Here is a 26,610-nt window from a genome sequence, read left to right as displayed (position 1 = left end):
TTTTCTCTTTGGGGAGGGCTTTCGCCCTCCTTTTGGTTTCCCTTCCAGCAAAGGGACAGGTTTAAAGCTGGCTGAAGATTGATTCAATGCTCTGAGCCTCTTTGCTGGTTGCCTCTAGGCCGCAATAGTGGGTGAGGGTTTTCATCACACCATGCTCTTGCAAATAAGCCTGCAACTCGACGGCTTGGGGGTCAGTGGCGTTTTCATATTTGAGTGCCGCTGCTATGCCCTTGAGCAACGCATCGTTTGCCGTACCGTACTCAATTGTACCGAGTAACGGTCTGATTAATCTATCATTCCTGCCAAGTTTTCTGATGGGCTCTCGTCCAACCCTTGCGACTTCATCTACTAAGAACGGATTGGAGAAGCGCTCAATGATTTTCTCTATGTAGGCGTAGTGCAATTCGCGGTCAAAACCGTAGCGCTGAATCAACACCTCACCGCTTTCTTTCATCGCCTCCGTCACATCCATGCGGATGATAGGGTCGCCAATTGCTTCACGAATGGTGCGGTAGCCTGCCATGCATCCCAGATAGGCGGTAATGCAGTGCCCAGTGTTCAGCGTGAACAGTTTGCGTTCTACATACGCCATCAGGTTGCTGGTGCGTTCCATACCCACAATAGAAGGGATTTCTCCCTTAAACTGCTGGTCGTCCACAATCCACTCGCTGAAGCTTTCAACGGTGACTTCAAGTGGGTCGTCGTTCGCCGCATCCATCGGGGGAACGATACGGTCTACGGCAGAATCGACGAACCCAACGTACTCGTCTGCCTTGGCTTGCTGCTCCTCATTGAGGTGAGCATAAACTTCGGCTTTCAGGTGTGTACTGCCACGCACCATGTTTTCGCAGGCAATGATATTCAGAGGTGACTCATTACCTTGCTCAAAGCGTTTCACCAAACCTTCTGCAATCGTGCGGGCAATCTTGTCCAGCACATTTGCGCCAACTGCGGTGGTGACCATGTCAGTATTCGCGATTTGGTCAACCACGTCTTTGCTCATGGAGTTGACCGCAGTGATGTGTTTCACCACATCTATCTTGCTGTCTTTTCCTACCACTCGAACATTGTATTTTTGCTCGTGGCTCAATTGGTCAATCAAAGGACCATTCACGTCTGCAAATGTCACTGCGACGTCTGAATCTGCAAGCAATTTACCGATAAAACCGCGGCCGATATTGCCTGCACCAAAATGGACAGCTTTTTTCATCATCATTACCTCACCAACAAAATTAAAGGGGAGCCAGAACTGCCTGGCTCCAATCTTTCAGGGGCGTTATGCCGCCTCTGTCGCAGATAGGATTTCGAGCACTTCACTGACGTCTTGCGTGGAGGCAAGTCGTTCAATGGCGCTGTCGTCATCCAGTGCGTTGGTGATGGAGGTAATAACCTGAATGTGTTCGTCGTTCTTCGCGGCGATGCCAATAACCAGTTTGGCGACGTCGTCTTCGTCATCGGTAAACTGCACACCTTGTGGGTATTGGCAGATCACGATGCCGGTTTTCTTCACTTTGTCCTTCGCCTCAATAGTACCGTGCGGTACAGCGATGGATTCGCCAAGGTAAGTAGATACCAGTTTCTCGCGCTCGAACATGGCATCGACATACTCAGGCTCAACATAGCCGAGTGCGACAAGCTGTTCGCCAGCAAAGCGGATAGCTTCTTCTTTATTGGTGGCTTGAAGGCCAAGATGTACGTTCTTTTTCTCAAGCTGGAAAGCCGGCGTTGGCTGTGGTTCAAGCGTTTCATCATTCGCGGCCAATAATGGCTTTTTGATGTATTCCGCGTCGTTAGCGGCCTTTGGGCCTTGTGCTGCCATCAGCTGGGTCACTAGGTCGCTGTAAACGCCGCTGTCGAGGAAGTTTTGCAGTGAAATATGCTGGGCATTTTCAGCATGAGTACGTGCACGGTCTGTGAGATCGGAGTGGGTGATAACAATATCCACATCCTGCGGCAGATTGTTGATGGCCACATTGGTGACTTTGATATCTAACCCTGCATCTTGCACTTTCTTGCGCAGCAAGCCCGCACCCATGGCGCTAGAACCCATGCCCGCATCACACGCAACAATGATGCTCTTCACGTTAGCCATATCAACACGGTTGTTGGTGTTCTTCTCTGCAACCATGCCTTTAGATGTGGCCTTCATGTCTTTCATTTGTGATGTTGCTTTGGTCAGTGCGTCTTCGTCACCATCTTCATCTTCCGTACGTTGAGCTTTCAGTAGTACTGAAGCGACAAAGAAGGATACGCCAGTTGAAGCGGCAACCGACAGCAGCACGCCGACCAGAGAGCTTTTCGGTGTCATCAACAGAATCGCGAAGATAGAACCAGGAGAAGCAGGTGACACCAGACCAGCGTTGAACACTGTCAGGATAAATACACCTGTCATACCGCCAGCAATCGCTGCCAACAGAAGGCGCGGATTCATCAGCACGTAAGGGAAGTAGATTTCGTGGATACCACCGAAAATCTGAATGATAGATGCGCCGCCCGCGGTTTGTTTTGCCGTGCCTTTACCAAAGAACATGTAGGCCAACAGAATGCCAAGACCGGGACCAGGGTTAGCTTCAATCAGGAAGAAGATCGATTTGCCCGTTTCTGCAGCTTGCTGAATACCGAGAGGTGAGAAAATACCGTGGTTGATAGCATTGTTCAGGAACAGGATTTTTGCTGGCTCAACAAGGATAGAAGTGAGAGGGAGCAGGTGCGCTTCAACGAGGAAGTTAACGCCTGACGCCAGCATGTCGGAAACGACTTTGACGAATGGACCAATCAGGAAGAAGGCCACAATCGCACACAGCATGCCGATGATGCCTGACGAAAAGTTGTTAACCAACATTTCAAAGCCGCTTTTGACTTTGCCTTCCATCTTTTTGTCGAAGGTTTTAATTGCCAGACCACCCATAGGACCAACAATCATTGCACCCATGAACATGGGAATGTCAGAACCGACAATCACACCCATCGTGGTGACGGCACCCACTACAGCGCCGCGCTCGCCGCCAACCAGTCGACCACCGGTATAACCGATGAGCAATGGCAGCAGGTAGGTGATCATTGGGCCAACAAGTGCCGCCAATGTTTCATTTGGCCACCAACCTGTTGGAATAAAAAGCGCTGTGATAATACCCCACGCGATAAACGCGCCAATGTTGGGCATAACCATGTTTGAGAGAAACCGACCAAAATTTTGTACTTTGATCTTCGCATCTGGTGATATCATAAGAATTACCCGTCTGAAGTCTCTTTAGAATTTGTGTGGAGCGGTTCGCCAAAACCGCTGGTTTGTTTTTGCACAACTACAAATTACCACACTCTTCTCCGAAGGCACTGATGACGGGTTTTTTGTGACTTTGATCTCTAAAACCTCAGTGACACCCCACCAAAAAAGTGAGAACAATCTCACATTGACCCTGTAGTTTTCTTTCAAATTGCAACTATTTTAAAAGTCAATAAAAACCGTCATAACTAATGATGATCTAAGTCTCTTTTTTCACACTGCGCCACTTAATATTTATTGTGATAAAGATCACTTAATTGATTAATTCAAATCCTTCATGAAAATTTAAAGTGATTTAAGTCACATTAAAATTGTTAATTCACCTCTCGAATAAATTGAACTTGCCCGCATTAATCTTTCTGTAATTTTTATACGCCTCAGATTTAGTGATCCGGGACACGTTTATTGTCACTAAGCGCATACCCTTTTTGTCTTCCAAAACGTGCATCTTGAGACCGTTTTGAAGAAGTGACTCTGCTATGCTGGCGAAAACAACAGCGGAGTAACACCATGAAAAAAATTAAGCATGAGGCACAGTTGCTCAAAAAAGCGCTCCAGATCGGTGAGCAATATGCCCGTAAACGTGGTTTCGCAACCTTCGACGAGGGAACGTCGAATAAAATAAAAATTGAGTGCATTTACAGGTTGTTAGTGGAAGATAAGGTGCTAACGCCCCTGGCGTCGGATAAAGAAGATGGACCGAATATGAAGCACAAACTGGTGCTTTGGATCCACAAACAGCTTCCCGAAGGACACCCATTGCTTCAGGACTGATCGGTTTACTTCTCCCATTGCGTAGCGAGAAACAAGGAATAGAAACGAGCGAGCCAAATATGAAGAAAACAGCTTTGATATACGGTGCATTGGGACTTATCCCGTTCATTGCTTTCGGCATTTTACTCCCTGTCTGGCCGGATGCCTGGCAGCACGGGCTGGTGTATGCCTTTAATAGCTACAGTGCAATGATTCTGGCATTCCTTTCTGGTGCCGTTTGGGGCATGACCATCAGCGGCGCCAGACCGGATAAACCAACCAACGGCTTAACGGTAGGTATCGTCTTTTCACTGGTGGCAGTCGGTGCATTGCTGATGCCGTTGCCTTATTCCATCTATTTATTGATTGTGTCGTTTGCCGTGCTGTTTATTCTGGAAGTGGTGCTGATGTTTAAAGGTATTTACCCCTTCTGGTACACAATGATGCGTGCGATGTTGACGGCAGTAGTGGTGGTTTGCCATATCTTCTTGTTGTACTGGCTGAATGATCTGAGCGTAATTTCTTCACCCATGCAGGTTTAGGCACACATCGTCGTTACTACCACCAAATAACGAAAAAGCGCCAGAGGGCGCTTTTTTTAGTGTTGGAGGTAATGAATGTAAAGACCTTAGTCTTCCAGATCATCCTGCCAAGGCATTTCTGGCAGCATGTCCAAGTGTTCTTCGTAGCGCTTGAGGTTAAATTCCCCTTCGCCTTTTGCCACGTCATAAATCTCAACCATCAGCGCGCAGGCGATGTATTCCAGCGCTTCTTCTTGTGTTGAGCCTGTCATGCGAAGACGCATCAGCGTTTCTTTCACTTTCTTCGGGTTGTTGTCGGCCAATTGGTTTTCAACGATCTCAATCAGATTCTCACTGGTCAGGATATCGTCATCATTCATGTTTTTACGCCTTGCGTTAGAGTCGAGATTACGGCGTATGTTAAGCGAAATAATGTGTCTTTCACAGGGCTTTCCAATGTCAGAAAGAAAGTGCCATGCGCCAGTGAGACAGTAAATTTCAGTATTGGGGTCATACTGGAAGTTAGGGGTCATCCTGGTATTGAGATCCAGTCTGTAGGGATAACGCGATGAAGAACAACGCTACCCGCACCGAGCGGGACAGTATGGGTGTGGTCGATGTACCGCAGAATGCGCTCTATCAGGCGCAGACTCAACGTGCAGTGGATAATTTCAACGTTAGCGGACGCACCATGCCGGTGCCATTTATCCAAGCACTGGCGATGGTGAAATATTGTGCCGCCAGTATCAACAGCAGTCTGGGATTACTTGACCCACAGATCGCCGAAGCGATAACCGAGAGTTGTGATGAAGTCATCGCGGGTGATCACCTGAAGCATTTTCCGGTCGACGTGTACCAGACAGGCTCAGGTACCAGCTCCAACATGAACATGAATGAAGTGGTCGCTACACTGTCAGCCATTAAATGTGGGATGGCGGTGTCGCCGAATGATCATGTGAACATGAGCCAAAGCAGCAATGATTCCATTCCGACTGCTATTCAAATCAGCACTGTTCTTGAAGCAGAAAGCCGTTTGTTGCCAGCTATTAGTGTGTTGATGGATGCCATCAGCGTGAAAGAAGATGAGATTGGGCATATCGTCAAAACGGGTCGCACCCATCTGATGGACGCAATGCCCGTCACCTTTGGGCAAGAGCTTAAGGCTTGGCGACATCAATTCGAAGGCTGCTACGAAGGCGTTGTATTCAGCCTGAAAGGGATGAAGAAACTGGCTCAGGGAGGCACAGCTGTAGGGACCGGTGTGAATGCACATCCGCAATTTGCCGCATTGTTTGCGACCGAAGTGTCTGCACTTACCGGTATCCGGTTTGAAGCCAACCCGCACCCCTTTAACGCCATGGGAAGTCTGGATGCGACCATGGCACTTTCGGGCGAGCTGAGAAATCTGGCAGTGGCGTTGATGAAAGTGAGTAATGACTTACGCTGGATGAACTCTGGTCCCTTGGCTGGGCTGGGAGAAATTGAGCTGGAAGGCTTGCAACCTGGTTCGTCTATCATGCCGGGGAAAGTGAACCCAGTCATTCCTGAGTCAACTGCTATGGTGGCTGCTCAAGTGATGGGGAATGACACAACGCTGGGTTTGGCGGGTCAGTCAGGGCATTTCGAGCTGAACGTTATGCTACCGTTGGTGGCAGATAAGCTGTTGGAGAGTATCAACCTGCTTTCAAACGGCTTAACCATGCTTGCTACAAAAGCGATTTCTACCTTCAAAGTCAGAGAAGATGAAGTAGAAGCCGCGTTGGCGAGAAACCCGATTTTGGTAACGGCATTGAACCCGGTGATCGGTTATGCCAAAGCGGCAGCGATTGCCAAAAAGCGTATGCGGAGAACCGTCCGATTATTGATGTGGCTGAAGAAGAAACCGAGCTGTCGCGCGAAAAGCTTGAAGCGTTATTGGATCCTTATCTTCTGACCCGCGGCGGCATTGCTGATCGTTGATGCCAGCTTACGCGATCTCAGTCCTGTTTCTTCCGCCATGTTTGGCTTGGTAAAGCAGGCCGTCTGCGCGACCCAAAAGCGCATCTTTTGATTCAGGTGATTGATACACCGCGGCACCAATACTGATGGTGACACTCAGTTCAAACTCCTGATAACGGAAAATGTGGTTTTCGCAGCGCAGGCGTAAACGTTCGAGTGCCTTGAGTGCCTGCTCCTCATTGCTGCCGGGAAACAGGATGGCAAACTCTTCACCACCAATCCGCGCAACCAAATCTGAATCGCGCATTTCTTCTTGCATCAGTAAGGCGATTTCCATTAGCACCACATCACCCACCGCATGACCATAGGTGTCATTCACCATTTTGAAGTTATCTACGTCGATCATGGCGACCACCAATTTCCCCTGATTCTGGGCAGCATCTTCAAACTGTTTCGCGAGTTCAGGGAAAAACGCATAGCGGTTTGGCAGCCTAGTCAGTTGGTCAGTATTGGCTTTGGTTTGCCATTTATCCCTTGAGCGTGAAACCACATTCAATCGTCGGACGTGAAGGCCAATAGCTAACGGCATGATCACACTCATTAGCACATAGGTCATCAACGAAGCATGGCCTTCCACCTTGTCAGGCAAATCAAAGGGGCCGAGATTGTAGGGGGCAATGGTGGTGACGATGATGCCCATACCAAAAAGGGCAGCTAACGACGCCAGTTCTTCCCCTTTAAAGGCCAAAATAACGGGGATGACAGGAGCAACGAATATCAGCCCCGGTGCGCTGCCAACAAAAGCAAGAACGGTTAACGCCAGATAGGAGATGATTGCCAGCATAGTGTTGCGCGTAAATTGCCTGAAAGGTTTCCTTTCGAGCCGCCAGAGTTGATAGAAAGGCGCGACAAGCAGAATGCCAAGGGCATAGGTCGAAGTGAGTTCGTAAAGGTCGTAAAAGTAGTTGCCGTCACCCGTGTAACCGCCGTACAGCGAGTCGGAAGCAGTAACGAGTGCCACGAGAAAGCCCGGCAGAATACACACTTGCAGCACATAATGTTTTAGCGTTTCAAACCGTACGCCGCTACCTATGAACAGCCTTTCCCAGATTTGCGCTGAAAGGTAACAGGCCATGGGCGTGATGGCGCCAGTGATCAGCGCAGGTGCGAGAGGCGCGCTCGGATCCCAGCGGTATATCGCGAGACCAAAGGCCAATGTGGAAGCTGCAATCAACGCGACGAGGGTGCGAATGCCGCCATAGAGGCAGCCAATCATCCCAATTCCGGAGGCAATGCTCACCTGAGCGATATTTGCATCATGAAGATTAAATGGCGTTGTGCCGGTAAAGGTGGCAACAAAGAAAATGAATATGACGATCGCTGACCATGCCGATGAACCTCTTGTCATGAATCAACTACTCCACGTGCTAATAAGTGTGCAATGCTTTCCCAGCAAGGAAATGGTTATCAAATTGAATTGTTTCATTATAAGAGCCTTAAGGCTGTCGAAGTGTGGCTTTAGTGCGAAAACATCATGAAAAGTAGGGAATTATTTGAACTTGATGAGGTTGTGTATGGGAAGTTATGCACAAGCTGGTTTGTCTGTCTGGTAATAAAAGGGCGCCCACCCAAAGTCAACAGACCCTAAGGGCGCCCCGTTATTTGTGCTGATATTCTTACTTCTCTTTTGCGAGAGCCACGGCATTGATGCAGTAACGCAAACGGGTTGGAAGTGGTCCATCTGGGAACACATGCCCAAGGTGCGCGTCACACACATTGCAGGTGACTTCTACCCGCGTCATACCGTGAGAAATATCCATGTTGTAGGCCACCACATTGTCTTCGAGTGGTGCAGTGAAAGAAGGCCAGCCTGTGCCTGAGTCAAACTTCTCATTCGCGTTGAACAGTCGTTCTCCGCAGCACACACAGGTGTAAATGCCCGGTTCAAACAGGCCGCACATTTCAGAACTGAAAGGGCGTTCGGTGCCATGTTTTCGGGTCACATAAAACTGCTCTTGGCTTAGCTCGGCCTGCCACTCCACCTCTGATTTTTCAACCCGGCGGGGTGGAACAGGGTTGCCATTTTTGGCAGTGGTAATCACAGAATCCCAGTTAAGCATAATCGTTACCTTATCGTAGTTTTTGAGCGACCAACATGGAGAAAGTCCACGTTAGTGGAGTAATTGACCGCAAGTACCAGAAATTAATTTCATCTCACCAATTAGGCGGCGTTTTAGTGTGCGTGTACTAAGGTTGAACCATGGCTTTAGAACATTACATTCCTCAACCCAAATACCTCGAGCTGGCTGCAACCTTGCTCCGTCGAAGCTTGGTATGGCTGGTTTTTCCGCTGTTCCTGCTTTCTGGTTGCGCGTCGAATAACACTAGATCAGATACGCTGGTGGACTTTTCTCAGATCAAAGATGATCAAGTGATGATAGTGGGGGAAATATCGATAATCCCTGCCGTGATAGCGCAAGATCTTAAGCAAGAGACTGATACTTTTAAGCCTTTCGCGAACGAAAGGGTACTTTTGTGGCTTTCTGCCGATGTCGGAAACAACGGAGAAAGCATAGGCATATTGGCTGACTGGGGTCAGCCCTTCTATTTTGCGTTGCCCAGGCAAACTATGCAGGTAACGGAACTTGAGCGCGCAAAGGGGGAAGTCGATGAACTTGTTTACTTGCCCTTAGCTTTACCGGAAGTGATGAAGTATCTGGTGCGCGTTGATGACAGAGCCATTTACATTGGCAATCTCAGGCTCTATGTGGACGAGTTTGATCAGATAGTGGCATTGGAAGTGGTCGATGAGTCCGTGTCAGCTATTGCAACATTCCAACGTAGATTTGGTACATCAGTTCGGCCACGCGTCTCGCTGATGGCCAAGGAAGCTTACTTTCGTTGAGCCCCTAGGTTTTAACTCACTCACTTCTCACAATCGTGCACTCGGTAGCCACACTGTCATCAAATTGTGCCAAGATGATTGTCAGCAGCACGCCATTCATTGCCCATTAAATCAAGGAGATAACCATGGCCGCACATCTTGCTGTGTTTGATTTGGACGACACACTGGTGGAAGGCGATTCCATGTCCCGCTGGCACCAATATCTGATTGATATTGGCATGGTGAGCGATCCTGATTTTCTCAAGAAAGATGAAGAGTACATGGATGCCTACTTCGCAGGCACGTTGGAGCTCGATGGGTATTTAGCGTATAGCCTGTCGCCGTTAGCATCTTGCTCTGTCGCGGATGTAGATGCGCTGGCAGCGCGCTTTGTCCAAGAGCGGATGTTGGAACATATCTATCCCGAAGCCAAAGCACGATTTGAAACCTTGAGGGAAGCGGGTGCGTGTATTGCCATCATTTCGGCATCACTCGGTTTTCTTGTGCATCCCATTGCTAAAGTGCTGGGGGCGGATGTGTCGATGGGGGTCGATTTGGCGGTGGAGAACGATCAATATCAACCAAAGCCTGATGGCATTCCATCCTTTCGTGAAGGCAAGGTGCACCGTCTGGCGCAATGGATAGCAACGCTAGAAGAGGATTTCGAGCACATCAGCTTCTATTCGGATTCAATCAATGATCTGCCGATGTGTCTGTTTGCCGATGAAGTGTACGTGGTGAATCCTTGCAGTCAGCTCTTCAAAAAGGCGGGTGAATATCAATGGCCTGTGCTGAAGTGGGGCTCGCACGCGGAATAAGGAGCCCCGGGCAAATTAAATAGCGTTGGATTCGTCGTCGTGAATGCGCTCTAAGGCGGCAGCACGGCGTCTTTCCTCATCGGAAAAATAGGATTCTCTCAGCGCACTGAGTGCCTGCTCGCGTTCGGTGTCAGACAAATAACTCTCTTCCAGTAAGCCCTGGCGCTCAGTCAGGTATTGCTGGAATTGATTGTTAAATTCTGCCTCTTCTTGCTCAAAGGCCTGCAACCTGATTGTGGCTTCCTCCCCAACTAACTCATTCAAGCGTTGATTTTTTTCGCCGTCATCCAGTGCTGATAGGGCATTCATCTCGCCCAGTAAAGCCGCGTTTTGGTAACTCTCTTTCATGTCCGGTGGCAGTTGGTCCAACTCGGCCTGCCACTGTGCATTCATTGCATCCCGGTCGAGCCCCATGGATTCTAACTGCATGCGTTTGATGGTCATTTCTCTGGCGAGGTTTTCCTCATAGAAAATGCGTTGGCGCTCGGCATCGGAAAAGTGTTCGGATTGCAGTTTCTGCGTTTGTTCATGAATGAATGTCAGGTAATTCAATCCGGATAAACCATCAGGCATTGATATTCCCACCAGTGACTGGCGATAGGCTTGGTATTTTTCAAAAAGAACCTTCTGCTTCTCGCCAAAACTGAGGGTGTCAGCAAAGGCTTCGTAATCTGTGGTGATCTGGGCGAGATCGCGCTCGCCCAAGGTAGAAAGAAAGTACTCAAACGTATCACGATCGGAAGATATATCGACCTCTGTCCCTTCGTGTGAAGGTGCTCTCGCGACCGTGTTTTGCTCCGTTGAACCGGAGAAAAGATAAAGCGCGGCGAACAGCAAAATCCCGGCGATGATCAGAATTGCGATTTTATAGCTGGTGAACGTGATACGCATGAGACGTCTCCTTATTTACAACCCCTGACGCTTAAGGCGATTGGCGTGCTGACGATAAAGGGTAACGGGGTCGGTTTCGAAAAGATGATGAAGGCCAAACAGCTGATTTACTTCGTCAAGATGATTCATTCGGTAGTTACTGCGAATAACTTTACCGAGATGGGTTGAGCATCGTCCTACAAGGCCATCGTTAGCTTCTGAGAAGAAAAGGCCAGTGGCGAAAAGGACGGGATCACTGATATCGAATACGTTAGTGACAGTGCTGGTACCAGACCAGGAGTAGTAATACACACCGTTTGCTGCACGGTAAGAACCCTCTCCACAACGGCTGGTTGGCACACCTTCAGGGTATTTGGCATTGAACGCCAAAGAACCTTTAGTGGTTAGCGAATGCAGTGAAGCTAACGGATCTTGCGGCAAGCTAGACCCCCCTGAAAGCAGGCTGATTAAGCCAGAAAGGGTGCGGGCAGCGGTAACGGCTAACGCTTCGCCTGCCGAGCCGGGAGGGAAAGTGCCGCGAACAACATCAGCGAACTCAGAGCCTTTGTTAACACCGCCGACGCTGGTGACTGAAGCCACGTGCTGTGGCGCAACAGATGCCACATAGCGTGCGGTTGGACTGCCATGACTATGACCAATCAGGTTCACCTTCCTTGCCCCTGTTACAGCCTTCACCCAACGTACCTGACGCAGCAACTGCTCGCCGCGTTTTTCGGAGCTGTTGGTCGCCGACACCTGCGCTACAAACACTTTTGCGCCACTGCGGGTCAGTGCTTGTGGAATGGCGTGGAAGTAATCCATCCCCGCAATGCTGTCAAAGCCGAACAAGCCATGAACAAGCACGATAGGGTATTTGGTTTGGGTGTAACCCGTGGTGGTTGTGCCTGATGTGGTGGAGCCAGCAAATACTGAAAACGACGTGATGGTGAACAACATCGCTATAACGATTCCCTTCATTTCAATTTCCTCTGGTCAGTCCTCTGATGTCGATTAAATCTTAGTCAGTGGTTAACTTTGAGTCAGGTTTCAAAAATGAGAATGAAAGGACTTTGTTAAATCGAGGTAAAATCTGTGTGGTTGGGAAAGCATCGAAAAGGCGAAGAACTGATTTACCGGACAAAGGAAGGAAAATGCAGGTGGAATTGTCTTAACATGCTGAAATTTCGGTTTTTTAGATAAATAAGAAAGGAGCGCATAGCGCTCCTTTCTCGCTGGGAACCGCCGCGCTTATTGCACGCCAATGCCCCATTTGATTTCATTGCTTGAGTCGTCAACCACTTCATCGAGGTAGTTTCCAACTTGCTGCTCGACCAGTTTGTCTGGCTCTTCAAAGAAAGCGATGTGATAGATGGCATCACCTTCGTTCACCAGTGGCAGGGTTTGCTGACCAATGATAATGCCGCCTTGTGGCGCGTAGATTTGAATTTCTTCGCTACCGGTAGGCGCACTGATTGAAGCCAGGGACTGACCTTTGCTCACGCGCTGTCCAAGCAGCACATGGGAACGCAGAATACCGTCGGCTTCTGCACGTACCCAACGGGTGGCACGGGCAATCACAGGCTCGACATTGGTCTTTTTACTTGCCTTGCGGATCATGCCAAGGTGCTGCATCACGCGCTTCACACCTTTCACACCTGCAGTAATGGCGTAAGGCTCGAAACGCAGCGCTTCACCGGCTTCATAAGTCAGTACCGGAATACCAATCTTTTCCGCTTCAGAACGCAGAGAACCTTCGCGCAGTGCAGCATCGATAACCACAGGGGTGCCGAAAGCCAACGCCATGTCATAGGTTTCTTCGTTGGAAAGGTTCGCACGGATTTGTGGCAGGTTGGTGCGATAAATCGCAGCCGTGTGCAGGTCAAGAATATGAGTGCAGCGACGAACGATTTGTTCGAAGATCTGGTACGCCATACGACCGGCAATAGAACCACGCTCAGAACCCGGGAAACAACGGTTCAGGTCACGGCGGTCTGGAAGGTAACGCGATTTATGAATGAAACCGAAAACGTTCACCACGGGGATCGCAATCACCGTGCCTTTCAAAGTGGCAGGGTTCAGACGATCCAAGATTTGGCGAACGACTTCAACGCCATTTAGCTCATCACCATGAATGGCCGCATTTATCATCAAAACAGGGCCGGGCTTCTTACCATGAATAACTTCCGCTGTTACAGATAGCGGAGAGTGTGTGTAAAGCTTAGCAACTTCAAATTCAACACTTGCGCGTTGACCTGGCGGGATACTCGTCCCGCCAATTTCGAATGCATTATTTTTGTTATTTGCTTTTGACACGTGTCCTTGTCCTCGGAGAAGAGACTATTTTCTCTATATGTTCAATGATCAGGCCTGCCACGTCTTTACCGGTAGCAGTCTCGATCCCTTCAAGACCCGGTGAAGAGTTCACTTCCATCACCAGAGGTCCGCGCTCAGAGCGCAGCAAATCAACGCCTGCTACGTGAAGGCCCATCGCCTTCGCAGCAGCAACCGCTGTTTTACGTTCCGTTGGGGTAATGCGTACCAGAGACGCGCTGCCGCCGCGGTGCAGATTAGAGCGGAATTCGCCTGGCAGTGCCTGACGCTTCATCGCTGCAATCACTTTATCGCCGATAACGAAACAGCGAATATCCGCGCCGCCCGCTTCTTTGATGTACTCCTGAACCATGATGTTGGCTTTCAGGCCCATAAAGGCTTCGATAACACTCTCTGCCGCTTTACGGGTTTCTGCCAGAACCACACCAATACCTTGGGTTCCTTCCAGCAGTTTGATGACCACAGGGGTACCGCCCACCATGTTCAGAAGGTCTTTAATATCGCCCGGTTTGCTCGCAAAACCTGTGATTGGCATACCAATATTCTTACGAGACAGCAGCTGTAGTGAACGCAGCTTGTCACGTGACCGGGAAATCGCCACTGAATCGTTCAGGGTGTAGATTCCCATCATCTCGAACTGGCGCAAAACTGCACAGCCATAGAAGGTCACAGAGGCGCCGATGCGTGGAATAATGGCATCAAAACCCACCAGGTCTTCACCCATCAAATGGATAGAAGGCTGGGTAGAGTTAATGTTCATGTAACAACGCAGCGCGTCAATAATTTTATATTCGTGGCCGCGTTGCTCACACGCCTCGATCAGGCGGCGAGTGGAATAAAGATTTTCGTTACGAGAGAGAATTCCAATTTTCATATAATTAACCTTGTTGCGCCTGAACGAGGAAAGATTTAACCGGATCGACCAACAGTCGATTTTCCATTGCGGTACGACCCAGCAACATTCTAAATACCATGGTGTCGCGTTTGGTCAGTGTCATTTCGATAGGGTATGACAAGTTACCAACCACCAGTGTTGTTTCGATGACATAACGCAAGGTCTCATGACCGCCAGAGTCGCGTACTTTGCGCATGTCTTTCACTTTTGCGTGACACTCTTTTTCGGTCATGTTGTCGTCTTGAATTGGGTGGATCATAAACTTCACCCATTTCTCGCCATCTTTTTCATATTCGGTAATGCCGAAAGTGTGTAAACACGACGTCCTCGCGCCAGTGTCCACTTTCGCTTTGATCGCAGTGATACCCAGATCTGGTAAGGCAACCCATTCACGCCAGCCAACAAGCAATCGGTCATTTGATAAAGCTTGGTTATTGTCCTCGACTGCTGGTCGAGCTGTGTTTTTGTCAGTCATCGCTGTCAATGCCCCAGGTAGTGATTTTCGAACGGATGGAGTGAGCGCATCAGTCGTTGACACTAACTCAAGTAAACGATAGTAGCTCGGCGGGAACATGCCGCTCACATTTGTAAGAACTGATTGAATAATCAAGACTATCGTTATCGCTGAATGCCCAGACAGGGCGACTGCTCAGCGTACCAGGCTCCGGCGGCGCTCATTTCTTCCACTTACTCGGCACCGCACCAAAGAGCGCGCAAGTTACAGCTTTGCGAAGCTAGCGACAAGTCAATTTGTCGTTCGTGACGATAAAAGATATTGATGAATGATTGGCGTCAATTTCATGAAATATCATGTGCTTGGCTTGTCGGTTTATTGGACGTTTTACGGGAAATTTGTGTCCTGAGAGTGAGATTAAAACAGGGGAAGCTACGCGGAATAGCGGTATAGCGCGCGTTCCAGCCAAAGATTCAAATGCGCAGGGTTTCACCATCGCTGATTCGCTTAAACCATTGATACATAGGCGTGGAAGCCGCATTATCGATATTTGGCGCGTAGCGATTTGCGAGAATGTCGTTTTTATTGATGGTTCGCCACTCCACACTGAAGCGTATTTTTCCCGTTCGGTTAATTCTGCTGGCGTGAAGGTGTGCAGAAGAGAAACAGAGGATCTCACCGGGTTCGATAACCGGACAGAATCGGTTGCTTTCATCCACAGTTTCTGTGGCTTGTGGTGAGCTGGGATAAGGTACTTTTGTGTGTAATGGTGTGGATTTTCTTGTTTGTAAGAAGTCAGAAAACGACCAGCTATCCGTGGTATTGGCGATGGGTTGACGCCAATAGTCAGGGTAAAACGCCATGCTGCGTCCCGTTTCTAATTCGAATATAGGCAGCCACCAATTCTGCTGGCAGTAAATATTCGCGCCCCATGTATCTCTGTGATGGCGAAGTGTCGCATTGTTTCCTTTATCGAAGGCATCGAGACAAGGGACGATGCGAAGCACACGCGAGTCGATGTAATTGTGTTCTGGGTTCACGCCACAGGCTTGCAGTAAATGATTGATTGCCTCTTTGACTTCCGTGCTTTGTTTAAATGCATCCTGTGTGGCGGCGGCGAGGTCTAGATATTGCTCCGGCGAGAGATAAAGGTGTGCAAGTTCTGGATCTGGCACAACGAAGTGTTTGCGAATGATTTGCCGAGCAATGCTTACCAATGGATTACAGGCTTCCTGTTCTTGGAAAACTAGCAACTCCCCTTGAAACAACCTTTCGCTTCGCTGGGTTTCATCCAACGAACCCTGAACGGGAGAGACGTGCATAAAGTAAACTCACCAACCTGATGGAATCTTCATTCAGATTAGGTGAGTTTTCTCAGCAGAAGTAGTGATAAATCGTCGATAGCTAAACGGAACGCGACAGGTTAGCTAAAGGCGTAGCGGAGTTCTGAGTAGTCGTCTTCGCGCTGCCATTCGCAAAGCACGTCGGTTAAGCCTTCTTCATTGTCATGCTGGCCAATCTGCTTCTCTTCAAAACCGTGTTTTTGCCAAAAGCATCGGGCAGGGGCATTCATCTCGAAAGTGTATAACTGAAGGTTCTGGCTGGTGGTCTCTTTTGCCAGATCTACCAAGGTGCTGCCAATCCCCTGATTCTGGTGATCGCAGTCGACATAAAGCTGGGTAATAAAGTTCTCATCAAAAGCAATCATACCGAGTACCCGTTCAGCGCGTTTTTCGACAGCGAGATAAACGCGGTTGCTCGTGGTAAGGATACGGTTGAGATAGTAGCGGTGCGCTTCAAAATCATGAACCTCGGGAATACCCAAGGCTCTCTCTTTGCTGGCGCGCCACATGGAAATGGTTTGTTCTGTGTAGCGCGGGTGGTAATCAATAATTTCTATTCTTTTGTTCATATAACCCTGAATCTACGTTGTCCGTAACGTTAGGCAGGACTGAACTGTTGCAGTGCTCGGGTATAAAAGACGCTGTTAGGGTCTTCCACATATTCCCCGAATGGCGAGCAAGCTTCGAAGCCGAAACGTTCGTAGAGACGATGCGCTGGCTGAAATTCTGGTTCAGTACCTGTCTCTAAACTTAGACGCGTGTACTGACGCCTGCGTGATTCTTGGAGAATATGTGCGAGCAAGTTCGCAGCGACACCTTTTCTCAGGTGATTTTGTGAAGTGCGCATAGATTTGATTTCACCATGAGAAGGGCCAATTTTCTTCAATGCGCCACAACCCGCAAGCTCCCCCTCGATCCACACACTCCACAGCGTCACATCTGGTGATTTCAGGGCGCTGAGGTCCAGTGCATGCACACTTTCCGGCGGGCTGATTTCGTGCATATTATTCAAGTGTTCCTGGAGGAGGCCTTTGATTTCCGGGCCGCTGAGATCGTCGATACGAATTTCCATGATGTCTTCCTCCATTCCTTTGAGTGAAAGAACATTTAGCATTGGCTTTAGGCGCTGTTCAAGTTGAGCTGAAAAGCGTATTGGTGTGTTGTTCTGAAGCTTAATAGGGCTAAATCGCCACCTGTTTTACGTTGGGTGAATTTTCATTCTGCATTTAATATATATGAAGGAGTATTTATCCAAAAAAGCATTAGAGGGATATGCATCCGCTTGAGGGTAAATATTAGATTTGCTTCAACCTTTTATGTATCTCAATCACCCTGCTGTCTTATCTATAAAAAAGCCCCTTTGCTGGGGCTTTGGAAACTTGATTACTGAGCGGGCTTCAACGCCAGCTTTCGTTGCGTTCTTTGTTTGCTGTAAACCATGAGTACCAAACTCATCATCACCATGGCAATACCGAGCCATTGATAAGGCCCCAACACTTCACCCACAAGGAAAATACCCAGCGTCACGGCGGCTACGGGGTTTAGCATGCTGATCATTGCCATGCTGTCTGCGCCAATCTTCTTAATCGAGCGTGAAAACGCCCAGTATGCAAATGAGCTGTTGAGCAAGCTCACCCAAATTAGACCCGGTAATTCATGGGTGGTAATGGGTTTTGGTGCGCCTTCCACAATAAATGCCAATGGCACCAGCAATAAACCGCCCAGTGTTAACTGCCAGGCTGTCAGGCGGAAAATATCGGTAACAGGCCAGTCTTTCAGCCAGAGTGATGCCCTTGCGACCAACGCGGTCGCCGCCAGGGCGGCAGCAGCACCAATCGGGTCAATGTCAGCACTAGGATTCAGGATCATCACAATCCCTGAGAAGCCGACCAATGCCAACAGCAGCATTTTAAGTTGTGGCTGTTTTCCTTCAACGAGCCACTGCATCAACATCAGTTGAAGTGGCAATGTTGCGCCAAGCGTACCTGCCACAGAGCCGGGCAGGCGATAAGCTGCGATAAACAGGAGTGGAAAGAAAGCTGCAATGTTAAACACGCTGAGCAAAGTCATTTTGGACCACGGAAGCGGTGGACGACCCGGTTTCAATAACAGAAGCAATAAACCTGCTGGCAATGCTCGCCATACCGCCACCCAGAAAGGGGAGAGATCATGCAAGAAAAGGCTAACGGCTGCGTAAGTGCTCCCCCATAAAATAGGAACGAGTGCAGCTAACAGGTAATTTGCCACGTGTGTCTCCGGTCAAAGTTTTTTCAAAAAGTATCTTTTACAAAAGATAAAGTATTCACTTTGTCTCTTATGATCAAGTATCTTTTGAAAAAGATAAATTCAGTTCCGAAGTGAAAGACGTAATGAAAGCCGATCATGTAGATACCATCATTGCCCAATGGGCGACGCAAAGACCGGACTTAGACTGCTCACCAATGGGCGTGATTGGGCGACTTGGAAGGGCGAAACAAATCATCACCCCGAAACTGGAAGAAGTATTTAAGCAAAATGACCTCAGCAATATCGAATTCGATATTCTGGCTTCTCTCCGCCGTGCCGGCGAACCTGTTACCCCGACTGACCTATATCAAACCCTGATGCTCTCATCCGGAGCCATGAGCACGCGCGTCGATGGCTTGGTGAAGCGTGGTCTTGTGATTCGACAAGCCAGCGAAACCGACAGAAGAAGCTGTCTGGTCACCCTGACCGAAGAAGGACAGACACTGATCGACAAGGTGGTGGAGCAGCACATCGACAACGAACGACACATTCTGGAAGCGCTGACAACCGATGAGCAAAAGCAGTTGGCTGGTCTGTTACGAAAATGGCTGGCGGCGAATGAATAGTGCTTTGCACTGAAGCTGAGACGCAAAACCTGGTTCCTTCGGTGCATACTCTCAGTAGAAAGGAGTATGCGAATGGAATTGATGAAAGTCAGCAAGCTGGTCGCCATGAATTTGAACTGGGTGCGGGGAGAAGATGCCCGGTTCAAATCCATCTTGAAAGAACTGAAGCAGGGCGCAGACATTAACGAAGCGATCCAACTTATCCGATGTGCCTGCGGGAAAACTTACGTGTTGCAAGACGGTGGTCACCGAATCAGTGCCGCGTTTAAAATCTATCAGGACACAGGAAAAGACATCGACATTCCGGTGAACCTGTTTCAATCCTCCATTCCTTAATGGATGCTTCTTTGGCTCCGAACGCAGCGCATTTTAACCGTACTTAATACGGCGTAGTCCTTTGTTTTTCATCTAAACATTGAGCCAAACCCAGCGCCTGTTATTCACTACAATCAAGGCTACCACCAAGAAAATTTTTCAGGTTTCAGCAGTCCGTGACCTTCTTTCTCATTGCCATCTTTTTTCTTTTCGTTCTCGGCTATCTCGCCCAGACCACGGGGCTTTGCCTGGTGAAAGGGGTCAATCAAGCGTTAGATAAACGCCCCCAGTTTCTTATCGCTATTCTGACCAGCGGCGTACTAGCTTGGGTTTCTTTGTTGGTTGCAGACATGATGACCATTGAAGTGCCTTTTCGCGTTTATGCCATACAGTGGACCGCGCTGATCGGTGGCGTGCTGTTTGGTTTCGGCGCAGCCATGAATCAGGGCTGCGGTGTTTCTACCATCAGCAAATTGTCACGGGGTGACACCCTGATGATTGCGACCGTTTCCGGTTGGCTGATAGGTTGGATTCTGCTGGCGAGTGTCGACGATAGCCTTCCTCCAAGGCTTTCCTCTGCCTTACCGCAATGGCACTTTACAGCCCTGTTGGTGAGTTCCTTGTTAATTGGCGCTGGCATTCTTCTGATCAAAAGATGGGATACACGGCTCTGGCTAAGCATGTTGGCGATTGGGTTGATGGGCAGCCTGACGTTTCTCTACGAACCCAAATGGACACCCAGCGGGTATCTTTCAGATTTGAGTCTTTCCGTTTGGGAAGAAACCGATGAACGAATGCCTTCTTTTGAACGTTCCCTACTGCTTTTTGCTCTGGTGGCGGGCATGGCATCTGCGGCGCTGATAACACGTTCCTTCAAACTCAACCTCCAACCCTTCTATATGTATTGGCGGCACTTGTTTGCGGGTGTCTTGATGGGCATTGGTGCTTCTCTCGCCGGAGGCGGAAACGATAGCCAATTGCTATTGTCCCTGCCTGCTTTCTCCTTATCAGGTTTTGCTGCTGTTATGAGTATGTTGTTCGGTATATTCATAGGCTTACGTGCCCCCCGACTACTGAGAAGAACAACTATAGTGAGTTGATAATCCATTGCTTACAAGCAACGTGGGGGAAGGATGATTCGATTAATCTATGCCAGTTCAGCGACCGTGGAATTTACGGAAAGTAAGTTAATGCAACTGCTTGGCAAGGCTCGTCAAAACAACGGAGAGCTCGGTGTCAGTGGCCTTTTACTTTATGCGAAAGGCAACTTCTTTCAGGTATTGGAAGGCGAAGAACACAACGTCGACAAGCTCTATCAAAAGATTGAGCAGGACGACCGCCACAACAGAGTGGTTGTCCTTGATCGCTCCGAAATTAAAAAGCGGGCATTTCCTGACTGGTCGATGGGGTTCCGTAATTTGGAAACGTTCGATAAATCCCAACTTCGTGGCTACAACGACTTTTGGATCGCGATCTTTCCCCTGAAGAGTTTGGTGAGATGGGTGACGAAATCGTCGGTCTCATCGATCATTTCCGTTCGATTTGCTGACGACAAAGATCAAAAAAATTTTCCTCTCAATATCAAACACAAATAAGAAACTTTTTGCATGTCTCCTTTCTGAGTCATCCACTGACAAGTCCCAAAAGGTACTATTCGCGTAACAAGGAACAGTGATGGTAAAGCGCTGGGTACTCCCTCAGTGCTCACCAAATAAACCATAATTTCAATAATATAAAAGTCAGTGGCTTGATCATAAAGCCGTTTGCAGGGTCGCTATAGGAGTGGAACTGAATCGGCGGAGGTAGTAGATCATGCTATATGTTGATGGACTGGTGACAGCGTTGCCTGTTGCCAATAAAGAAGCCTACAAGCGTCTGGTTCAGGACGCGATCCCCTTGATGCGCGCGTACGGTGCACTCAATGTGGTTCACTGTAATGAGCAGGAATCTTCAAGAAACGTGGCGTCATCCGGCTACGAAAATAGCCCGTCCGTGGTGCTGTTTTCCTGGATCATCTGGCCTTCGAGAGAGGCGAGAGATGAAGGAATGGAGCGGATGCTGTCTGATCCTCGCATCGACGACGTAATGAATCCCGTCTCGCTTAACGGTGAAAGGCTGGATTTAGACGAAGATTTCATTCCCAGCTTTCACTAACCGAAAGTACACTAACCCAGATAACCCGCTGAACCTCTAGCGGGTTTCTTTCCCTTTGCTGCGAGACAAAGATCCCAATTCTCCCTTTGAATCCATTACACCTGCTGTTGGGCAGTGCATGGTGATGAAAAAAAGGAGAAAGCAATGAGCCAGTACATCGTCAAAAAGCAAGATATCGAATCCATGGAAGGGCAGACCAAAACCCACTTCCTCAACCCCAATGCGGTGCGAACGGGCAAATCCCTCGGTGATCTGGCAGGCTTGACCGGTCTAGGTTTCCACATTGTCGAGATTGAGCCGGGGTTTGATTCGACTGAATATCACGTTCACTACTTTGAGGATGAGTGTGTCTACATTCTTTCCGGCACTGCGACTGTCACGATTGATGATGAAGACTTCGAGGTGGGTGAGGGCGACTTCATTGGTTACCCGGCAGGCGGGATGCCACACATCATGACCAACACAGGCAACGAAACCCTTCGTTGCATTGTGGTGGGTCAGCGTCTCGACCATGATGAAGCGGATTACCCCAAGCAGAATAAACGTATCTTTAGAAACAAAAACCGCCCTTGGCAGGTTGTGGATATCGACAACATAGATTTTCCAAATGCAGGGAAGAAGTAAGCCGTGATAAAGAAAAACGAAATTGCATTGGTGACAGGCGCGAGCCGCGGCATTGGGGCAGTCACCGCAAAATTGCTGGCAGCGCAGGGCTATACCGTGTGCGTGAATTATCACTCCCGCACTGATGCAGCAGACCAAGTGGTCAAAGAAATTGAAGAGAACGGCGGCAGCGCCTTTGCGGTAAAAGCAGATATTTCAACGGAAGAGGGCGTTGCCTCGCTCTTTGCCGCGATAGATGCCAATACAATGCCGCTGACGGGATTGGTGAACAACGCAGGTATCCTTTTCACACAAAGCAAGCTGGTGGAGCTAACCGCAGAGCGTATCAACAAAGTGCTGGCAGCCAACGTCACCGGCAGTTTTCTTTGCGCCCGCGAAGCGGTAAAACGCATGAGCACCGAACGCGGCGGAAAAGGCGGAGCGATTGTTAACGTTTCCTCTGGCGCATCACGTACTGGCTCACCAGGTGAATATGTTGACTATGCTGCCAGCAAAGGTGCGGTAGATACCTTAACCATTGGGCTTGCCAAAGAAGTGGCGGCGGAAGGTATTCGCGTAAACGGTGTCAGACCGGGTCTCATTCACACCGATATTCATGCCGACGGCGGAGAGCCAAACAGAGTAGAGAGACTTGCGCCGCGCATCCCTATGCAACGTGGTGGAGAGCCAGAAGAAGTTGCGAGAGCCATATGCTTTTTACTTTCTGAAGATGCGTCTTACACAACAGGCAGTATTTTGGACGCCACGGGTGGAGTGGTTTGATACTGAGTTGAGAGATGAAAAACAGAGCGAACGGGTTTCTTGTCCTATTGTTGGGTGTGGTTATCGGGGCAAGTGGCGGGTCTTTGGTCACCTATCACGCCACCCGTGCTCACATTCAAACGACTGAAGTCCACAAAGACCTCGGCCAGCAAGCGCCAATTGGGGTTCCTCCCGCTATCCTTTTGGCGCCAAGCGAGGTACTCAACCCCGTTACAGAAATACTCCCTAATGCTGAACCTTTGTCTGCGGCTAAACCCGCCTCCGTGCAACCAGTAACGGATGACCTTTTACCTGCCAATGACAACATTGAAGAAAACGGCATAGGAGATGAAACCTCTGACGCATATGCCAATTCCCCAGAAGCTGATGTCGAAGCCCAAGAAAGTGACGACCCTTACGAGCGGCTTCTCATGCCGTCAGAGTCCAATAAGGTCTTCAATCGCTTCCAAGAGAGGCATGCAGAGTTCGCCAAGCAAGAAAAGACCGATGAACATGCTCATATTGCCCAAGGCTTTCAGGACTACTTTGATCTTTACGTGGTTTCCCAAGACGCCCAGTTAGACAAAGCGGAATGCCGAGTTAATGCTTGTGAGTTGAGGATCAGCAGCCCAAACAAGGTTTTCAATGTGACACAAAAAGTCGTGGATATTGTCAGAGAGCTCGAAATAGAAGCAAAAGGCATGCAAGGCATTAATAGTTATGATGTTGATCTCGAAAGAAAGATCACGTTGCTCTTGATTGAGATGGAAGAGTTTGAGGGGTAGAGAATGAAATTAAACGGGAAAGACACTGTTTTGAAGAGGAGCCATTAACCTTTAAGGCAATTAGGCATGACCTTTCTCATAGCGTCTGTCCCGATCCTCTGTTTCAGCCTGCCTCTTTCAGATCACCGATATGCTTACACATACGGAAGTAAAGAAGCGCATACCAAACTTGAAAAAGTATCACTTCAAAGGGAGTCGTGACGATGTCTTCCTCTAAAGGAAACACATAGAAATAGTAAACCCCTAAGCCAATCAGCATCGGTATCAACCAAGGCAATAACCTCAGCGTCACGACAAAATTGATACTGAAATAGCGCCCAAGAAAGTCTGTACCTTTGTCTCCGCCATTGGCTTTATAAGCGAAAAAGGTTCCTACAATCGTAATGACAAGCAAACCGAAGTCATCAATTTTGTCCCAAAGGTTTGGGCTTTCCATAGGAAAGTAAGCACCAAATGACATGCCAAACAAACCCAGCACGATATATATCAAAACATAGCGAAAGCGATCTTTCTCCGAGAAACCGCCTTGCTTGATGTTGCTTTTTAGCGCTTCAATATTCCAAAAGTACATCTATCTTCTCCTGACATGCATTGACTAGTGGGCACCCATCAAAGTGGCCTGACAGCCTATTGCGTATCGCTCTGCCGAAGCCACAGCAAAAACCAAAGGCATAGCATGACAAAAGCGATTGAGAATTATTACCAGAGGAATGTAGAACGTCGCCCCAATTGAGATGTAAACCAGATGTTCAACTGATGGCTAGAAGAGCACGAAGCACAAAACCGTGAGTCGCTTCTCACCCTTTACCCGCAGGCTCACGGTGGTAATGATTTCTTGCGCTGAGAGGGAAGATATTTCGGGTAGTGAAAGCGAATGTTTAACCGGGCTATTTAGACTTCTGAAACCATTGCTCTCGTGAGATCTTATAAAGACAATGTCTTTCTAAATCGTGTCCTTGAGGGAGTTTTGGGTGGTCAAAGTTCTGGTTAACGTTTTCCATACCCAGCTTCGACATAACACGTTGTGAAGGCTTATTGGGTAGCGCGGTAAATGCATAAACCGAAGGGGAACCCAGCTTACAAAAAGCAAACTCCAACGCGCTAAGTGCCGCTTCCGGGGCATAACCTTTTCCCCAATATTCAGAAGATAATCGCCAGCCAATCTCTACAAAGGGCGCACAAGGAATACCGCTTCGTTCATCTTGGCTGTGAAGTCCAACAAAACCGATAAATTGCCCCGTGGCTTTCAGTTCAACGGCCCAAAACCCCCAGCCTCTCTCAGTAATCAGCGACTGTATCCGCATCGCCTGTTCATTACTTTCTTCCAGGGAAAGGGTAGAAGGGAAGTACCGCATCACTTCTGGGTCAGCATTTAACTGAGCAAAAGGCGCAAAGTCTTCTTCTTTCCAATCCCGCAAAATGAGCCGGTTTGTTTCGATCACAACTTTGTTCCCCTTGATGATGATTAACGTTAGAGCTGGTCGTGATGGAGCAGAGCAGCATCTTTGTCATTGTATGCATTCACACGCGTTATCACATCATCTGGCACCGTATTGGTGTTGTCTCAATGACGGTGTTGAGCGATTAAAAAACCGATGATGACCGACTACCAAGTCCTCTCAATGTCTTCTGAGTAGAGGGAAAGTGCAGCTGAGTAAGCCAGGCAAAGAGAGGACAGACACTTTAAGAAAAAGACCAACTTATCAGTTTCATACATCCGTGCACATCTCCCTGTTACCAACCATTCAACATGCAATGATGTATTTGCTGGGGTAGGTTAAATCTATCCTTAAGCCATATTTTTCTGACCCACGATGACCACAGCGCGTGCTTCACTGATTAACGTCGATGCTACTCCCTATTATCACTGCGTTTCACGTTGTGTCCGTCGCTCGTTTCTTTGCGGCTATAACGATGAACAGGGGAAGTGTTTTGAACACAGGCGGGGCTGGATAGAGCAACGTCTGATGAAGCTAGCTAACGCATTCTGCATCGACGTATGTGCCTATGCCATCATGAGCAATCACTATCATGTTGTTTTGCACATTAACGAGGGCTGCGCGAAAACATTATCACCGATTGAGGTTATCGAACGCTGGCTGACGTTCCATCAAGGTCCTCTATTGATTCAACGTTTTATACACGGCGAGGTTTTATCAGAAGCGGAACAAGAACGATGCATGGAAATCATTGAAATTTGGCGAGAGCGGCTGACGAGCATCAGTTGGTTTATGCGGCTATTGAATCAACACATTGCGGCGGAAGCGAATCGAGAAGATCAATGCACAGGACACTTCTGGGAAGGTCGCTTTAAAAGCCAGGCATTGCTGGATGAAAAGGCTCTTGCGGCAGCCATGGCGTATGTAGATCTCAACCCCATACGAGCAGCAATTGCTGATGCTCCAGAAACCTCTGAGTACACGTCGGTTAAAGCTCGAATTGAAGCGTTAAGAAATGACCAAATTACCCCCAAAGGTCTGCATGTTTTCGCAGGATATCCCCGCAAAGATCAGCCAGAAGGCGTTCCCTTTCGTTTATTGGATTATCTGGAGTTAGTCGACTGGACTGGCCGACAAGTTCGTGATGATAAGCGGGGACAAATCGATTCCACCCTCCCGCCATTACTGGAGCGGCTTGGGATTGAGCCTAAGCTTTGGCTAAAAACAGCATCATATATTGAACTCGGAAATATGGTGGGTAGTGAGGCATCAGTCAAAGCGGCTTTGCCACTTCTTCATCGTCAAAGAGCGTCGGGTATACGTTTGCCCGATAGTTAATTTACCTGTTTCTACCCGCACCTTGAACATCAGGCCAATGCCTGATGTTTTTGTTGTCCGCAAATTGAGCTAATCCTACTGAAAGTGGTAAAAACACTGGAAATTAGTGCTGATTTCCGGACTTATCAGGAGAGAGGCATAAGCCGATAGGGTGAGGGACAGAGTCTTTTTTAAGGTGTCTGTCCCTGTAGTTCCCGGTAGTTCGCATTTCTCGGAAAGGAGGTATAAACCGATAGGGGAATGGACAGAGTCTTTTTTAAGGTGCCTGTCCC

At 48.6% G+C, this 26,610-nt stretch carries 29 protein-coding genes and 1 pseudogene; 14 read left to right on the top strand and 16 right to left on the bottom strand.

The window, feature by feature from the left end; all coding sequences use genetic code 11:
* Positions 1-61: 61 nt before the first annotated feature.
* On the bottom strand, positions 62-1,210 hold the full coding sequence (locus G5S52_RS19940) for a mannitol-1-phosphate 5-dehydrogenase (protein WP_165017958.1): 1,149 nt from the start codon (positions 1,208-1,210) through the stop codon (positions 62-64).
* Positions 1,211-1,276: 66 nt separating this feature from the next.
* Positions 1,277-3,226, bottom strand: a complete 1,950-nt coding sequence (locus G5S52_RS19935; RefSeq protein ID WP_165017825.1) for a PTS mannitol transporter subunit IICBA — start codon at positions 3,224-3,226, stop codon at positions 1,277-1,279.
* Positions 3,227-3,793: 567 nt separating this feature from the next.
* On the opposite strand from G5S52_RS19935, the gene G5S52_RS19930 reads away from it, so the two are divergent.
* Both G5S52_RS19930 and G5S52_RS19925 read left to right on the top strand, forming a co-directional pair.
* Entirely contained in the window at positions 3,794-4,057 is a 264-nt protein-coding gene (locus G5S52_RS19930) for a DUF5062 family protein (protein WP_039850626.1), read from the top strand.
* Between the two features lie 59 nt (positions 4,058-4,116).
* Entirely contained in the window at positions 4,117-4,578 is a 462-nt protein-coding gene (locus tag G5S52_RS19925) for a DUF3429 domain-containing protein (RefSeq protein ID WP_165017822.1), read from the top strand.
* Positions 4,579-4,664: 86 nt separating this feature from the next.
* On the opposite strand, the gene G5S52_RS19920 is transcribed toward G5S52_RS19925, so the two are convergent.
* Positions 4,665-4,937: a hypothetical protein gene (locus G5S52_RS19920; RefSeq protein WP_002542441.1), complete on the bottom strand. Its 273-nt coding sequence runs from the start codon at positions 4,935-4,937 to the stop codon at positions 4,665-4,667.
* Positions 4,938-5,125: 188 nt separating this feature from the next.
* Here G5S52_RS19920 and G5S52_RS19915 point away from each other — a divergent pair.
* A pseudogene (locus tag G5S52_RS19915) lies at positions 5,126-6,516 on the top strand (class II fumarate hydratase).
* A 7-nt stretch (positions 6,517-6,523) separates the two neighbouring features.
* Here the strand turns inward: G5S52_RS19915 and G5S52_RS19910 are convergent.
* Entirely contained in the window at positions 6,524-7,903 is a 1,380-nt protein-coding gene (locus G5S52_RS19910) for a sensor domain-containing diguanylate cyclase (RefSeq protein ID WP_165017819.1), read from the bottom strand.
* A gap of 268 nt (positions 7,904-8,171) precedes the next feature.
* Complete coding sequence (msrB, locus tag G5S52_RS19905; protein WP_002542438.1) at positions 8,172-8,615, bottom strand: peptide-methionine (R)-S-oxide reductase MsrB; 444 nt, start codon at positions 8,613-8,615, stop codon at positions 8,172-8,174.
* A gap of 140 nt (positions 8,616-8,755) precedes the next feature.
* On the opposite strand from msrB, the gene G5S52_RS19900 reads away from it, so the two are divergent.
* Positions 8,756-9,400 carry a hypothetical protein gene (locus G5S52_RS19900; RefSeq protein WP_165017816.1) on the top strand — a complete coding sequence of 215 codons (645 nt, stop codon included), beginning with the start codon at positions 8,756-8,758 and terminating at the stop codon, positions 9,398-9,400.
* A gap of 125 nt (positions 9,401-9,525) precedes the next feature.
* The gene (locus tag G5S52_RS19895; protein ID WP_165017813.1) at positions 9,526-10,197 is read left to right on the top strand and encodes an HAD family hydrolase; all 672 of its coding nucleotides are present in this window, start codon (positions 9,526-9,528) and stop codon (positions 10,195-10,197) included.
* Positions 10,198-10,212: 15 nt separating this feature from the next.
* Here the strand turns inward: G5S52_RS19895 and G5S52_RS19890 are convergent, their stop codons facing one another.
* The 9 genes from G5S52_RS19890 to G5S52_RS19850 all read right to left on the bottom strand — a co-directional run bounded on the left by G5S52_RS19890 (position 10,213) and on the right by G5S52_RS19850 (position 18,337).
* Positions 10,213-11,088 (bottom strand): lipase secretion chaperone, encoded by an 876-nt coding sequence (locus G5S52_RS19890; RefSeq protein WP_165017810.1) that lies wholly within the window; start codon positions 11,086-11,088, stop codon positions 10,213-10,215.
* A 15-nt stretch (positions 11,089-11,103) separates the two neighbouring features.
* Positions 11,104-12,045 (bottom strand): lipase family alpha/beta hydrolase, encoded by a 942-nt coding sequence (locus tag G5S52_RS19885; RefSeq protein WP_165017807.1) that lies wholly within the window; start codon positions 12,043-12,045, stop codon positions 11,104-11,106.
* A 270-nt stretch (positions 12,046-12,315) separates the two neighbouring features.
* Positions 12,316-13,380: a succinylglutamate desuccinylase/aspartoacylase family protein gene (locus tag G5S52_RS19880; protein WP_165017804.1), complete on the bottom strand. Its 1,065-nt coding sequence runs from the start codon at positions 13,378-13,380 to the stop codon at positions 12,316-12,318.
* Positions 13,364-14,272 (bottom strand): 30S ribosomal protein S6--L-glutamate ligase, encoded by a 909-nt coding sequence (rimK, locus tag G5S52_RS19875; RefSeq protein ID WP_002538970.1) that lies wholly within the window; start codon positions 14,270-14,272, stop codon positions 13,364-13,366. Before rimK ends, G5S52_RS19880 begins: the two co-directional genes overlap by 17 nt.
* 4 nt (positions 14,273-14,276) lie before the next feature.
* Positions 14,277-14,768, bottom strand: coding sequence for an ATP-dependent zinc protease family protein (locus tag G5S52_RS19870; protein ID WP_002538971.1), 492 nt, complete (start codon positions 14,766-14,768; stop codon positions 14,277-14,279).
* Positions 14,769-15,220: 452 nt separating this feature from the next.
* Complete coding sequence (locus tag G5S52_RS19865; protein ID WP_165017801.1) at positions 15,221-16,069, bottom strand: type 2 periplasmic-binding domain-containing protein; 849 nt, start codon at positions 16,067-16,069, stop codon at positions 15,221-15,223.
* A 101-nt stretch (positions 16,070-16,170) separates the two neighbouring features.
* Positions 16,171-16,659, bottom strand: a complete 489-nt coding sequence (locus G5S52_RS19860; protein WP_165017798.1) for a GNAT family N-acetyltransferase — start codon at positions 16,657-16,659, stop codon at positions 16,171-16,173.
* 29 nt (positions 16,660-16,688) lie between these two features.
* Positions 16,689-17,162: a GNAT family N-acetyltransferase gene (locus G5S52_RS19855; RefSeq protein ID WP_062665082.1), complete on the bottom strand. Its 474-nt coding sequence runs from the start codon at positions 17,160-17,162 to the stop codon at positions 16,689-16,691.
* A 311-nt stretch (positions 17,163-17,473) separates the two neighbouring features.
* Positions 17,474-18,337: a DMT family transporter gene (locus G5S52_RS19850; protein ID WP_165017794.1), complete on the bottom strand. Its 864-nt coding sequence runs from the start codon at positions 18,335-18,337 to the stop codon at positions 17,474-17,476.
* 122 nt (positions 18,338-18,459) lie between these two features.
* Between G5S52_RS19850 and G5S52_RS19845 the strand changes: the two genes are divergently transcribed.
* From G5S52_RS19845 to G5S52_RS19810, 8 genes are all read left to right on the top strand, one after another.
* Positions 18,460-18,942, top strand: coding sequence for a MarR family winged helix-turn-helix transcriptional regulator (locus tag G5S52_RS19845; RefSeq protein WP_165017791.1), 483 nt, complete (start codon positions 18,460-18,462; stop codon positions 18,940-18,942).
* 72 nt (positions 18,943-19,014) lie between these two features.
* Entirely contained in the window at positions 19,015-19,278 is a 264-nt protein-coding gene (locus G5S52_RS19840) for a hypothetical protein (protein ID WP_002538979.1), read from the top strand.
* A gap of 155 nt (positions 19,279-19,433) precedes the next feature.
* Entirely contained in the window at positions 19,434-20,357 is a 924-nt protein-coding gene (locus G5S52_RS19835) for a YeeE/YedE thiosulfate transporter family protein (RefSeq protein ID WP_165017788.1), read from the top strand.
* A 33-nt stretch (positions 20,358-20,390) separates the two neighbouring features.
* Positions 20,391-20,852 carry a BLUF domain-containing protein gene (locus tag G5S52_RS19830; protein WP_235956418.1) on the top strand — a complete coding sequence of 154 codons (462 nt, stop codon included), beginning with the start codon at positions 20,391-20,393 and terminating at the stop codon, positions 20,850-20,852.
* A gap of 217 nt (positions 20,853-21,069) precedes the next feature.
* Positions 21,070-21,411, top strand: a complete 342-nt coding sequence (locus tag G5S52_RS19825) for a DUF1428 domain-containing protein (protein ID WP_165017786.1) — start codon at positions 21,070-21,072, stop codon at positions 21,409-21,411.
* Positions 21,412-21,555: 144 nt separating this feature from the next.
* On the top strand, positions 21,556-22,035 hold the full coding sequence (locus G5S52_RS19820; RefSeq protein WP_165017783.1) for a cupin domain-containing protein: 480 nt from the start codon (positions 21,556-21,558) through the stop codon (positions 22,033-22,035).
* A 6-nt stretch (positions 22,036-22,041) separates the two neighbouring features.
* On the top strand, positions 22,042-22,797 hold the full coding sequence (locus G5S52_RS19815; RefSeq protein WP_368737485.1) for an SDR family oxidoreductase: 756 nt from the start codon (positions 22,042-22,044) through the stop codon (positions 22,795-22,797).
* A gap of 14 nt (positions 22,798-22,811) precedes the next feature.
* A complete protein-coding gene (locus G5S52_RS19810) occupies positions 22,812-23,561 on the top strand; it encodes a hypothetical protein (protein WP_165017776.1) in 750 nt (249 codons plus the stop codon).
* A gap of 103 nt (positions 23,562-23,664) precedes the next feature.
* Here the strand turns inward: G5S52_RS19810 and G5S52_RS19805 are convergent, their stop codons facing one another.
* Positions 23,665-24,132, bottom strand: a complete 468-nt coding sequence (locus tag G5S52_RS19805) for a hypothetical protein (RefSeq protein ID WP_165017773.1) — start codon at positions 24,130-24,132, stop codon at positions 23,665-23,667.
* A gap of 316 nt (positions 24,133-24,448) precedes the next feature.
* The gene (locus G5S52_RS19800; RefSeq protein WP_165017770.1) at positions 24,449-25,003 is read right to left on the bottom strand and encodes a GNAT family N-acetyltransferase; all 555 of its coding nucleotides are present in this window, start codon (positions 25,001-25,003) and stop codon (positions 24,449-24,451) included.
* Between the two features lie 372 nt (positions 25,004-25,375).
* Here G5S52_RS19800 and G5S52_RS19795 point away from each other — a divergent pair, with 372 nt between their 5' ends.
* On the top strand, positions 25,376-26,338 hold the full coding sequence (locus G5S52_RS19795; protein WP_165017767.1) for a transposase: 963 nt from the start codon (positions 25,376-25,378) through the stop codon (positions 26,336-26,338).
* Positions 26,339-26,610: the final 272 nt, after the last annotated feature.

The organism is Grimontia sedimenti, assembly GCF_011045095.1.
GTDB classification, from domain to species: Bacteria; Pseudomonadota; Gammaproteobacteria; order Enterobacterales; family Vibrionaceae; genus Enterovibrio; species Enterovibrio sedimenti.
The sequence above is the reverse complement of the archived record's forward strand: the minus strand, read 5'-3'. Positions and strand labels throughout refer to the sequence as shown.

Excerpts from the sequence above, each read along its gene's own strand:
- G5S52_RS19940 (WP_165017958.1), bottom strand. The coding sequence starts at position 1,210 with ATGAAAAAAGCTGTCCATTTTGGTGCAGGCAATATCGGCCGCGGTTTT.
- G5S52_RS19935 (WP_165017825.1), bottom strand. The coding sequence starts at position 3,226 with ATGATATCACCAGATGCGAAGATCAAAGTACAAAATTTTGGTCGGTTT.
- G5S52_RS19930 (WP_039850626.1), top strand. The coding sequence starts at position 3,794 with ATGAAAAAAATTAAGCATGAGGCACAGTTGCTCAAAAAAGCGCTCCAG.
- G5S52_RS19925 (WP_165017822.1), top strand. The coding sequence starts at position 4,117 with ATGAAGAAAACAGCTTTGATATACGGTGCATTGGGACTTATCCCGTTC.
- G5S52_RS19920 (WP_002542441.1), bottom strand. The coding sequence starts at position 4,937 with ATGAATGATGACGATATCCTGACCAGTGAGAATCTGATTGAGATCGTT.
- G5S52_RS19910 (WP_165017819.1), bottom strand. The coding sequence starts at position 7,903 with ATGACAAGAGGTTCATCGGCATGGTCAGCGATCGTCATATTCATTTTC.
- msrB (WP_002542438.1), bottom strand. The coding sequence starts at position 8,615 with ATGCTTAACTGGGATTCTGTGATTACCACTGCCAAAAATGGCAACCCT.
- G5S52_RS19900 (WP_165017816.1), top strand. The coding sequence starts at position 8,756 with ATGGCTTTAGAACATTACATTCCTCAACCCAAATACCTCGAGCTGGCT.
- G5S52_RS19895 (WP_165017813.1), top strand. The coding sequence starts at position 9,526 with ATGGCCGCACATCTTGCTGTGTTTGATTTGGACGACACACTGGTGGAA.
- G5S52_RS19890 (WP_165017810.1), bottom strand. The coding sequence starts at position 11,088 with ATGCGTATCACGTTCACCAGCTATAAAATCGCAATTCTGATCATCGCC.
- G5S52_RS19885 (WP_165017807.1), bottom strand. The coding sequence starts at position 12,045 with ATGAAGGGAATCGTTATAGCGATGTTGTTCACCATCACGTCGTTTTCA.
- rimK (WP_002538970.1), bottom strand. The coding sequence starts at position 14,272 with ATGAAAATTGGAATTCTCTCTCGTAACGAAAATCTTTATTCCACTCGC.
- G5S52_RS19870 (WP_002538971.1), bottom strand. The coding sequence starts at position 14,768 with ATGACTGACAAAAACACAGCTCGACCAGCAGTCGAGGACAATAACCAA.
- G5S52_RS19865 (WP_165017801.1), bottom strand. The coding sequence starts at position 16,069 with ATGCACGTCTCTCCCGTTCAGGGTTCGTTGGATGAAACCCAGCGAAGC.
- G5S52_RS19860 (WP_165017798.1), bottom strand. The coding sequence starts at position 16,659 with ATGAACAAAAGAATAGAAATTATTGATTACCACCCGCGCTACACAGAA.
- G5S52_RS19855 (WP_062665082.1), bottom strand. The coding sequence starts at position 17,162 with ATGGAAATTCGTATCGACGATCTCAGCGGCCCGGAAATCAAAGGCCTC.
- G5S52_RS19845 (WP_165017791.1), top strand. The coding sequence starts at position 18,460 with ATGAAAGCCGATCATGTAGATACCATCATTGCCCAATGGGCGACGCAA.
- G5S52_RS19840 (WP_002538979.1), top strand. The coding sequence starts at position 19,015 with ATGGAATTGATGAAAGTCAGCAAGCTGGTCGCCATGAATTTGAACTGG.
- G5S52_RS19830 (WP_235956418.1), top strand. The coding sequence starts at position 20,391 with ATGATTCGATTAATCTATGCCAGTTCAGCGACCGTGGAATTTACGGAA.
- G5S52_RS19825 (WP_165017786.1), top strand. The coding sequence starts at position 21,070 with ATGCTATATGTTGATGGACTGGTGACAGCGTTGCCTGTTGCCAATAAA.
- G5S52_RS19820 (WP_165017783.1), top strand. The coding sequence starts at position 21,556 with ATGAGCCAGTACATCGTCAAAAAGCAAGATATCGAATCCATGGAAGGG.
- G5S52_RS19810 (WP_165017776.1), top strand. The coding sequence starts at position 22,812 with ATGAAAAACAGAGCGAACGGGTTTCTTGTCCTATTGTTGGGTGTGGTT.
- G5S52_RS19805 (WP_165017773.1), bottom strand. The coding sequence starts at position 24,132 with ATGTACTTTTGGAATATTGAAGCGCTAAAAAGCAACATCAAGCAAGGC.
- G5S52_RS19795 (WP_165017767.1), top strand. The coding sequence starts at position 25,376 with ATGACCACAGCGCGTGCTTCACTGATTAACGTCGATGCTACTCCCTAT.